This window comes from Streptomyces sp. UNOC14_S4, from assembly GCF_020740835.1.
GTDB lineage: Bacteria > Actinomycetota > Actinomycetes > Streptomycetales > Streptomycetaceae > Streptomyces.
This window is the reverse complement of sequence record NZ_JAINFC010000278.1, coordinates 1-10,038: the sequence shown is the minus strand read 5'-3', so window position 1 is coordinate 10,038 and position 10,038 is coordinate 1. Positions and strand designations below refer to the sequence as shown.

The window sequence follows — 10,038 nt, the reverse complement described above, 5'->3', positions numbered from 1 at the left end:
TCCCCCGGGGGGGCGGGCCGGGCGCGGCCCCAAGTCCCTTGTCCCGTGCACAGGGTGCCCCCTGAACGGAAGCGGCCGGTACGGACACGTGAGGTGGGGGAAGGCGGGGAAAGATGTGTTCCATGGGGACCTTCGCCGCACACGATGGTCTGATCGCGGGCCGCTACCGCCTCCGGGAGAGGATCGGGCGCGGCGGCATGGGCACCGTCTGGCGCGCCACCGACGAGCTGCTCGCCCGTGAAGTCGCGGTCAAGGAACTGCACATGGACGAGTCCTCGCCGTCCGGCCCCGCCACCGCGCCCGGCTCCCGCGTCGACCGCACCCTGCGCGAGGCCCGTGCCGCCGCGCTGATCAGCCATCCGAACGTCGTCGCCCTGCACGACATAGTCACGCAGGAGGGGCGCCCGTGGATCGTCATGGAGCTGGTCGAGGGCCGGGCCCTGTCCGACGTGCTGGCGGCGGACGGGCCCGTCGGGCCGTACGAAGCGGCGCGCATCGGGCTGGCGTTGCTGGGCGCGCTGCGGGCGGCGCACGGCCGCGGCGTGCTGCACCGGGACATCAAACCGGCGAACGTCCTGCTGGAGGACGGTACCGGGCGAGTCGTGCTGACGGACTTCGGGATCGCCCAGGTGCCGGGCGCCCCGACCATCACCGAGTCCGGTGCCTTCGTCGGCTCGCCCGAATACACCGCGCCGGAACGCATCGCGGGCGGCGCCACCGGCCCGGCCTCGGACCTGTGGTCACTGGGAGTGCTGTTGTGCGTGGCACTCCACGGTGAATCCCCGTTCTACCGTGACTCGCTGGGCGGCATCATCCAGGCGGTCGTCCACGACGAGATCCGGCCACCCGCCGCCGTCGGGCCGCTGCTGCCGGTCGTACGGGGTCTGCTGGAGCGCGACCCCGGGTGCCGGATGGGCCCGGACGAAGCGGAAGCGCTGCTGCTCGCCGTCCTGGAAACGAGCCGTCAGGGCGGAACGGTGGAGCTCCCCGGCACGGTGTCCCGGCGGACGTGCGCGCTGCCCGGACGCTCCCGCGCCGGCCCCGTCCGCACGCCCGCGACCGTGCCCCGGCCCGCGCCGCCCGCCACCACGCCGTACGTGCCGCCGCCCGGCCCGCCGCCGTTCCCGTGTCCGCCCCTCGCCCCGGGACCGTCGCCCCGCGCGCGTATCGCCCTGATGACGGGCGTGACCGTCGTGGCGCTGGCGGGCATGGGCGCCGGGATCACCGCGATGCTCTCGGACCACGGTCCGGGGGACACGGACCACCGCCCGCCGCAGGTGAGCAGCGGCCCCGTGGCGGGTTCGGGCTCCCCGTTCCCGCCGGGCAGCAAGGTTCCCTCAGCGCCGGGCGGTAAAACCCCCTCCGCGCCCGGCACGGCGGTTCCGTCCGCCCCCGTCACCGCACCGGCGGGCTATCACATGGTCACGGACCCCGGCGGCTTCGCCCTCGCCGTCCCGGACGGCTTCACCCGCTCCTACGAGGCGCCGCGTGTCTTCTACTCCTCGCCCGGCCAGGAGTTCCGCCTCGGTATCCGCCCCCGCGCCCGGCGGGAGGGCGGCCCCATGGAGCTGATGCGCGCGGAGGACGAGGACGCCCCCGGCAGCTACCCCGGCTACCGCGACGGCACCGTCACCCCGGCCACCCACAGGGGGCACGCGGCCGCCCTGTGGGAGTTCACCTGGACCGAGGACAGCGGTGATGCCAGGCACACGTACGACCTCTGCTGGGCCGACGGGGACAGGACGTACGACGTATGGGTGTCCGCTCCCGGCGACGAGGCCGACCAGGGGCGCCGCTACGCGTGGACGGCGCTCGACGCCTTCGTCCCGGTGGGCTCGTAGTGCGACCCTGGTGCGGGAAGGGCGAGTCACCGTCGGTAATGATGGGGCCATGACGAGAGACGGGGGAGAGGCCGAGCAGCCCACCAGCTACGAGCTCCAGCCGCCCGCCCCGCCGACGGGCGCCCGGCAGGACGACTCGTACGCGTCGTACGGCGCGTACGACCAGGACGGTGTGGACACCCCGTACGACCCCGACCCCGACCGCCGCGGCGCCCCTCCGTACGGGCACCGGAGCGGCGGCACCGGCCTCGGCGCGGGGCGTCTGATAGGCGGCCGCTACCGGCTGCTGTCCCGCCTGGGCATCGGGGGCATGGGCACCGTCTGGCGGGCGCGCGACGAGGTCGTCGACCGCGACGTCGCCGTGAAGGAGCCGCGGGTCCCGGACCACGTCCCCGAGCAGCAGCGGCAGAACACTCACCAGCGGATGCAGCGCGAGGCCCGCGCCGCCGCCCGTATCGACCACCCGTCCGTCGTCACGGTCCACGACGTGGTCGTCGAGGACGGCAGCCCCTGGATCGTCATGGAGCTCGTCCGCGGGCGCTCCCTCGGGGACGTGCTCAGCGAGGGCACGCTGGACCGGCGCGAGGCCGCCCGGATCGGTCTCGCCGTGCTGGGCGCGCTGCGGGCCGCGCACGCCGCGGGCGTGCTGCACCGCGACGTGAAGCCGGACAACGTCCTGCTCGCGCCGGACGGGCGCGTGGTGCTGACCGACTTCGGCATCGCCCAGATCGAGGGCGAGCAGCGGCTCACCGAGTCCGGTGCCTTCGTCGGCTCGCCGGAGTACATCGCGCCGGAGCGGCTGCTGGGCCGGCGGCCCGGCCCCGAGTCCGACCTGTGGTCGCTCGGTGTCGTGCTCTACACGGCCGTCGAGGGCGTGTCGCCGTTCCGCCGCTCGCACGCGCCGGGGACGTTCCAGGCGATTCTCACCGCCGAGCCGCAGCCGCCCGCCCATGGCACGGGCCCGCTGGGCGAGCTCGTCATGCGGCTGCTCCACAAGGACCCGGCGGCCCGGCCCGCGGCGGAGGAGATCGGAGAGGTGCTGGAGGCCGTGGCCCGCCCGGTGCCGCAGGCGCCGACGCAGACTCAGGCGCTGGCTCAGGCGCCGACTCAGGCACTGACGACGCTCTCGACCGTGCCTCCGGCCGGTGACGGCGGCAGCAAGTGGGTGCCGCCCGTACTTCAGCGCAGCCGCAAGGCCCGGTGGGGGCTCGCGGGCGGCCTGCTGGTCGCCGCCGCGGCCGTGGGGCTCGTCCTGGCGGACCCTTTCGCGTCGCGTGCGACGATGCCGGAGGGCTGGACGGTCCGCGACGAGCGCGAGGTGGTCGAGGCGTCCCTCGCGGTGCCCGGTGACTACCAGCGCACCGTCGAGGAGGACAAGGGCGATGTCGTCTTCCGCGACCCCAGCGGGGTCTTCACCGTCTACCTGGGCAGGGCGTCGGAACAGCCGAGGTCCGAGACCGACAAGCCGCCCCGCATCGGCTCCGCGAAGGACGAGGCCAAGAAGCTCATGGCCCGCTACACGTCGGGCCCCGACGCCCTGGCCGAGGCGGAGCCCACCCTGGAGGACGGCGCGGGCCCGGACGTCGCGGAGGTCACCACCGTCTACCGCGCGCCCGGCAGCGGCGAGGACGACCCCAAACGCTGCCGCCGCTCCCACATCATCGTCGACGGCGACAACGACACGAAGGTGGCCTGGCGGCTCGAGGTCTGGATGCCCGCCGACGGCAAGGCGCGCGACGACGGCGAGCGGATCTTCGAGGACGTGATCAAGCACCTGCAGCTCCAGGAGTCGTGATCGCGAAGCGGGCCCGGAGGCGCTCCGGAACGCCTCCGCGGCAACTCCTGTCCGTCTGAAGGAAATCGGTTACTGCCGGGTACCCAAAAAGTGCGGGCCCGCCTACGCTCGCCCTCATGACCGACTCGCGGGACAGCACGGCAATGACACCGACGACCGGCGGCAACCCCGTCGCTCCGCCCGGAGCCCGTGGCGCCGCCGATGTCGTCACCCCCTCGCTCGTCGCCCGGCTCACTCAGGGCGTCGTCGGCACCGGCACCACCGCCAACCACACGCCGTTCACAGGGGAGGAACTCGCGGACCTGCCGGAGGCCACCCCGGAGGACGTCGCCACGGCCTTCGCGCGCTCCCGCGAGGCGCAGCGCGCGTGGGCCTCCCGCCCGGTACGCGCGCGTGCCGCCGTACTGCTGCGCTTCCACGATCTCCTCCTGGCCCGGCAGCCGGAGGTCCTGGACCTCATCCAGCTGGAGACCGGCAAGTCCCGGCTGCACGCGCACGAGGAGGTGCAGGCCGTCTCCGTCGCCGCCCGGCACTACGGACGGCAGGCCCCCGCGTATCTGCGGCCCAAACGGCACACAGGCGTCGTCCCCGTGCTCACCCGGGTGACCGAACTGCGGCAGCCGCGCGGTGTCGTCGGCCAGATCGCCCCCTGGAACTACCCCTTCGAGCTGTCCGCCGGTGACGCCCTGCCCGCCCTCGTCGCGGGCAACGCCCTCGTGACCAAGCCCGACACCGAGACCGCGCTCACCGCCCTGTGGGCGCGGCGGCTGCTGATCGAGGCGGGCCTGCCGGAGGCCGTCTGGCAGATCGTGCTGGGGGAGGGGCCGGTCGTCGGCCCGGCCGTCGTCGCGCACGCCGACTACGTCTCCTTCACCGGCTCCACCCGCACCGGCCGCGAGGTCGCCCGTGCCGCCGCCGCCCGGCTGATCGGCTGTTCCCTCGAACTCGGCGGCAAGAACGCCATGCTGGTCCTGCACGACGCGGACGTCGAGAAGGCCGCGGCGGGAGCGGTCCGCGGCTGTTTCTCCTCCGCGGGCCAGCTGTGCGTCTCCATCGAGCGGCTGTACGTCCACGAGTCGGTCGCCGACGCCTTCCTGGAACGCTTCGTCGCGCGGACGCGCGCCCTGCGGCTCGGTACGGGCCTCGCGTACGGCGCGGACATGGGTTCGCTCGCCTCCGAGCGCCAACTGGAGACCGTGGTCCGCCATGTGGAGGAGGCCGTGGCCAAGGGCGCCACCGTCCTCGCGGGCGGCCGCCGGCGCCCCGACATCGGCCCGCTCTTCCACGAACCGACCGTCCTGGAGGGCGTCGAGCCCCCGATGGCCGTCTGCGCCGAGGAGACCTTCGGCCCTGTCGTCTCCGTGTACCGCTTCCGGGACGAGGACGAGGCGGTGGAGCTCGCCAACGCCACCCCGTACGGGCTCAACGCGTCCGTCTGGACCAGGGACGCCCGCCGGGGCCGCGCGCTCGCCGCACGGCTGCGGACGGGCACCGTGAACGTCAACGAGGCGTACGCGGCCGCCTACGGCAGCGCACAGGCCCCCATGGGCGGCATGGGCGACTCCGGCCTGGGCCGCAGGCACGGCTCCGAGGGCATCCTGAAGTACACCGAGGCCCAGACCGTCGCCCAGCAGCGGATCATGCCGCTCGCCCCGTCCTTCGGGCTGACGGACGAGAAGTACACGGCGTTGACGACCAGCAGTCTGCGCGCGCTGAAGACCCTGCGCCTGCGCTGACCGGACGCACACACGGAGGCACGGTGCCGGAGACCGAAGGCGAACAGGACGGCAGGGACGGCGGGAACGGCAGGAGCGCCGGGAGCGACGGGAACACCGGATACGACTACGACTACGACTACGACTACGACAACGGCTACGACTACGACGTGATCGTGGTCGGTTCGGGCTTCGGCGGCGCGGTGTCCGCCCTGCGCCTGAGCGAGAAGGGTTACCGCGTCGGAGTGCTGGAGGCGGGCCGCCGCTTCACCCGCGAGACGCTGCCCAGGAACTCCTGGGACCTGCGCAACTATGTGTGGGCCCCCGCACTGGGCCTCTACGGCATCCAGCGCGTCCACCTGCTCGGCAACGTGATGGTCCTGGCGGGCGCTGGCGTGGGCGGCGGCTCCCTGAACTACGCCAACACCCTCTACGTGCCGCCGAAGGCGTTCTTCGACGACCCCCAGTGGGCGGACATCACCGACTGGCAGGGCGAACTGAAGCCGTACTACGCGCAGGCGCAGCGGATGCTCGGCGTACGGCTCAACCCGACCATGACGGCCTCGGATGTCCATCTCCGGGCGGCCGCCGACAAGATGGGCGTGGGCGACACGTTCCACCTGGCCCCGGTGGGGGTGTTCTTCGGGGACGGGCGTGACGCGGACGGCACGCGGAAGGCCATGCCGGGGGAGGAGGCCGCGGACCCGTACTTCGGGGGAGCGGGCCCCACCCGCAGGGCCTGCACCGAGTGCGGCGAGTGCATGACGGGCTGCCGCCACGGCGCGAAGAACACCCTCAACGAGAACTACCTCCACCTCGCCGAGCGCGCCGGAGCCGTCATCCACCCGATGACCACGGTGGTCGCCGTCACGGAACACCGGGAGGGCGGCCACCGCGTCGTCACCGTCCCCACCGACAAGAGGCGCAAGGCCCGCCCCAGGGTGCTGCGCGCGCAGTACGTGGTCATCGCCGCGGGCACGTACGGCACGCAGACGCTGCTGCACACGATGAAGGACAAGGGGCTCCTGCCGCGCATCCCGGACGGACTCGGCAGGCTGACCCGGACGAATTCCGAGGCAGTGGTCGGCGCCCAGACGGATAGAAGGCGCTACCGCGCGGCACACGGCGTGAAGGACGTCGACTTCACCCGGGGCGTCGCCATCACGTCGTCCGTCCACCCCAACGCGGACACCCACATCGAACCGGTCCGCTACGGCAAGGGGTCCAACGCGATGGGCGCGCTGTCCATCCTCCAAGTGCCGCTGAGCACGGGCACGGGCACGCCGCGGGCCGTCGCCTACGCGGCGCACTGCGCGCGCCATCCCCTCCTGCTGCTGCGGTCGTTGTCCAACCGCCGCTGGTCCGAGCGGACCATCATCGGGCTCGTCATGCAGTCGCTCGACAACTCCCTGACGACGTACCGGAAGAAGCGGGGCATCGGCAAGGGCCTGCTCACCGCGCGCCAGGGGCATGGCGCCCCCAACCCCACGCAGATCCCCGAGGCGACCGAGGCCGCGACGCTCATCGCCCAGGAGATCAACGGCTTCGCGGGCAGCAACGTGGGGGAGCTGATCGGTACGCCCCTCACCGCGCACTTCCTGGGCGGCTGCCCGATCGGCGCGGACGCGGACAGGGGCGTCGTCGACCCGTACCACCGGCTGTACGGGCACCCGGGCATCTCGGTCGTCGACGGGGCGGCCGTCTCCGCGAACCTCGGGGTCAACCCGTCATTGACCATCACCGCACAGGCGGAACGAGCGATGTCCCTCTGGCCGAACAAGAACGAACCGGACCCGAGGCCGGTACAGGGCGCCGCCTACGTGCGCGTCCCGCCGGTCGCCCCACGGCAACCGGCGGTCCCACGGGGGGCGTTCGCGGCCCTGCGGCTGCCGGGCAGTTAGCCGGGGGCTGCGCCCCCGGACCCCCGGTGGTGGTCGGTTGCTGTCCGTGGGGGACGGGCACGTGCGGGCCGCGCCCCGTCAGGGGCGCGGGGAACTGCGCGACCAGCCGTCGACGGCCCGCAGTCGCACACCGGGCCTGGGTGGCAGCCTGGTAGGCGCACCCGAGAAAAAGCATCCGCACCCGAACCGCCAAGCCCGGCGCAGCCGTTACGCGACGTTCTTGCGACGCTTCACGACGAAGAGCGCACCCGCGCCCACCACGACGGCCGCCCCGCCGATCCCGGCGATCAGCGGCATGTCGGACGAGGAACCGGTCTTGGCCAGGCTGCCGGAGACCGGGATCTCCGATTGCGTGCCCTGGCCGGCCGGCTTCCGGCCGGGGTCCTTGCCCGCGTCGCCGCCCTGGCTGCCCTTCGCGTCGTGCCCGGAGGGCTTCTCCGGCTTGCCCGTGGCGTCGTCGACCTTGCCCGGCTTGCTGCCCGCCGCCAGCACGTCGACGTCGTAGAAATCGACCTTGTCGTAGCCGCACTTCCGGTCGGCACCGGTCGACCAGCTGATCGTGGAGAAGTACCCGGCCCCGGGCTTGGCCTTCGCGCCGGCCTTGATGCGCATCCTGGCGTCCGCGTACTCGCCCGGCTTGAGGTTCTTGACGGTCGCGAACCCGGTCTCGGCGTCGGCCTTGGCGCCCTCGCCCTGGATGGGCACCCACGTGCTCCGGGCCTTGTCGTACCACTCGACGGTGACGGCCAGTTCCCTGACGTCGTCGATTTCGAGGTCGGCGCTGCCGAAGTAGAGGGAGGCCACGGTCTCCGTGAGCGTGACCTTGGAGACGTTGGACACCCGGTAGGTGAACTCCTGCCAGCCCGCCCCGGCGACGACCTTGCTCGGGAGGCCGTGCAGCGAGGCGCTGCTGCGCTCCTCTTCCGTTTCCTTCTCACAGGTGGCCGGGTCGGCAGGGTCCTCGGCCGGGGGCTTGGACGAAGCCGAAGCCGAAGCCGAAGCCGAGGCCGAGGGCTTCGCCTCCGGCGCCGTGGGCCCGGTGGTGGGCTCCTTGGACTCGCCCTTCGTGGGCCCCGGGGTGGGCTCGACGGGCGCCTTGGTGGCACCGGGGATCCGATGGTCGCCGGGCGCCGTGGTCGCCGCGGGAACGCCGGGTGCGACCTGGTCGCCGGTCGCGGCGTGGACGGTGGGCGCCGACAGGAGTACGGCGGGGCCTATGGCGGCCGTGACGGCCGCGGTGGCCAGGGCGCGACGAAGCTTCATGGAGACCTCTTCCGGTCCGAAAGGTGTCGATGGCCGTCGCGGTGGGGGGAAAGCGCGGTATGGCCGCTTTACAGGTGCATGGCGATGCTAACGGCCGGGCATGCCGGTGATCGCGAATTGAGCGCATGTGTTCGTATTCACACTGCGGGCGGGCGCCAGGTGCTCGCGGAGGCGCTCCCGCGGGTCCGTGGCGCGCGGGCGGTGTGCGGCGGCGGTGGGCACGGCGAAGGGCCCCGGGCCGTCTCCGCGGGGGCGTGCGGGCGGCCTCGGGGCCCTTGACTGCCGGCACCGAGGTCAGGGCAGAGTCGGTGCCGCGAAGCGGCGCCGGGGGGAGCGCCGCGGGCTCTGTTGTGCGGTGCGGTGGTCGTGCGCGGTGGTGCTGCCGGCCGCCCGGTCCGAGCGGTCTTCGAGCGGCAGAGGTCGGACCAATGGTGGTACGGAATCAGGGTTTTGGTGTTCCCTTTGCATCGTGCGGGATGCGCCGCGCCGAGCGCAACCGTTTCGACCGGATACGGTCGGTTCCAGGCGTCCCCGGAACCGACCGTCCTTCGTATGGCGACCGGGCTGCTGTCCCCTGCTGACCGGCCACCGTGTCACCGGACCGCGGTCCCACGACGTGCGTACGCGCGCACGTCTCGCGCTCCGGTGGATCCGCCCTGTCGTTGCCGGGCGCCCAGATGAACAGGGACGGAAGCCACGCGTGGATTTCAGGTGGGCCGCTCCTGGCTGGTGCGACACCGGGTCCAACGAAGGGGCTCCGGCACGGACACGCGCCGTACGGGTGACGAAGGGGCGGTACGGGAGCGGACGGTTCCCCGGACGCGCCCCTGTGTACCTCCGGACGCCACCGGCTCCGCCCCCACCCTGCCACCGGCTCCGTCCCTGCGATCGGCTCCGCCCCTGCCAACGGCTCGCTCCGGCGGGCCTCAGACGCGCCCCCGGCACAGCTCCAGCAGCGTCATGGCGAGCGTCGTGCCCGGCTTGCCCAGCTGACCGCTGTAGTGGGTCAGGATCTCCATCTCGCGCGCCAGGTTCACGCGGCGGCCGCCCGAGGCGATGCGTTCGCGCTGGATCACCGCCGAGACGGCCATGCGTTCCTGCACGAGCCCGATGATGTGGCTGTCGAGGTCGTCGATCCGCTTGCGCGCGTCCGTGATGACGCCCGCCGCCTCGTCGGTACGGGCTCCGGTCTCCGCGACGGTCCGGGTGCTCATTGTCTTTTCCTCCAAAGGTCCGTGGGGCGGTCCCCGGAGCGACAAGGTCCGGAAAAACGCGAGGCGCCCCGGGCCTTGTCGGCCCGGGGCGCCTCGGAAGTCGCTTGTCAGTTGCTCAAGCAGCACGACCATGGCAGCCGGACGGGCCGGGTGCCATAGGTAAAGACGAAGGTCAGGTGCTTGCGCATGGCGCACAGTATGGCCCCTGTGGGCCGCCGGGGCCAAGGCGGATTCGGATGGTGAGACAAATGCAAGCTCGCGCGCCCCGGTAGAATCGACAAATACAGACCCCCTCCCGAACCGCCGGAA

Annotated in this window: 6 protein-coding genes; 4 read left to right on the top strand and 2 right to left on the bottom strand. The window is 72.9% G+C overall.

Going from position 1 to position 10,038, the window contains the following annotated elements; all coding sequences use genetic code 11:
* Positions 1 to 122: 122 nt before the first annotated feature.
* From K6I34_RS23035 to K6I34_RS23020, 4 genes are all read left to right on the top strand, one after another.
* Positions 123 to 1,841 carry a serine/threonine-protein kinase gene (locus tag K6I34_RS23035; RefSeq protein ID WP_229328232.1) on the top strand — a complete coding sequence of 573 codons (1,719 nt, stop codon included), beginning with the start codon at positions 123 to 125 and terminating at the stop codon, positions 1,839 to 1,841.
* A 49-nt stretch (positions 1,842 to 1,890) separates the two neighbouring features.
* The gene (locus tag K6I34_RS23030; RefSeq protein ID WP_229328231.1) at positions 1,891 to 3,636 is read left to right on the top strand and encodes a serine/threonine-protein kinase; all 1,746 of its coding nucleotides are present in this window, start codon (positions 1,891 to 1,893) and stop codon (positions 3,634 to 3,636) included.
* Between the two features lie 116 nt (positions 3,637 to 3,752).
* Entirely contained in the window at positions 3,753 to 5,372 is a 1,620-nt protein-coding gene (locus tag K6I34_RS23025; protein ID WP_229328230.1) for a succinic semialdehyde dehydrogenase, read from the top strand.
* 149 nt (positions 5,373 to 5,521) lie between these two features.
* Positions 5,522 to 7,252 (top strand): GMC family oxidoreductase, encoded by a 1,731-nt coding sequence (locus K6I34_RS23020; protein ID WP_229328233.1) that lies wholly within the window; start codon positions 5,522 to 5,524, stop codon positions 7,250 to 7,252.
* Positions 7,253 to 7,459: 207 nt separating this feature from the next.
* Here K6I34_RS23020 and K6I34_RS23015 read toward each other — a convergent pair whose 3' ends face one another.
* Together K6I34_RS23015 and K6I34_RS23010 are read right to left on the bottom strand one after the other, a co-directional pair.
* Positions 7,460 to 8,515, bottom strand: coding sequence for an LAETG motif-containing sortase-dependent surface protein (locus tag K6I34_RS23015; protein WP_229328229.1), 1,056 nt, complete (start codon positions 8,513 to 8,515; stop codon positions 7,460 to 7,462).
* 926 nt (positions 8,516 to 9,441) lie between these two features.
* The gene (locus K6I34_RS23010; RefSeq protein ID WP_229328228.1) at positions 9,442 to 9,729 is read right to left on the bottom strand and encodes a chorismate mutase; all 288 of its coding nucleotides are present in this window, start codon (positions 9,727 to 9,729) and stop codon (positions 9,442 to 9,444) included.
* Positions 9,730 to 10,038 lie beyond the last annotated feature (309 nt).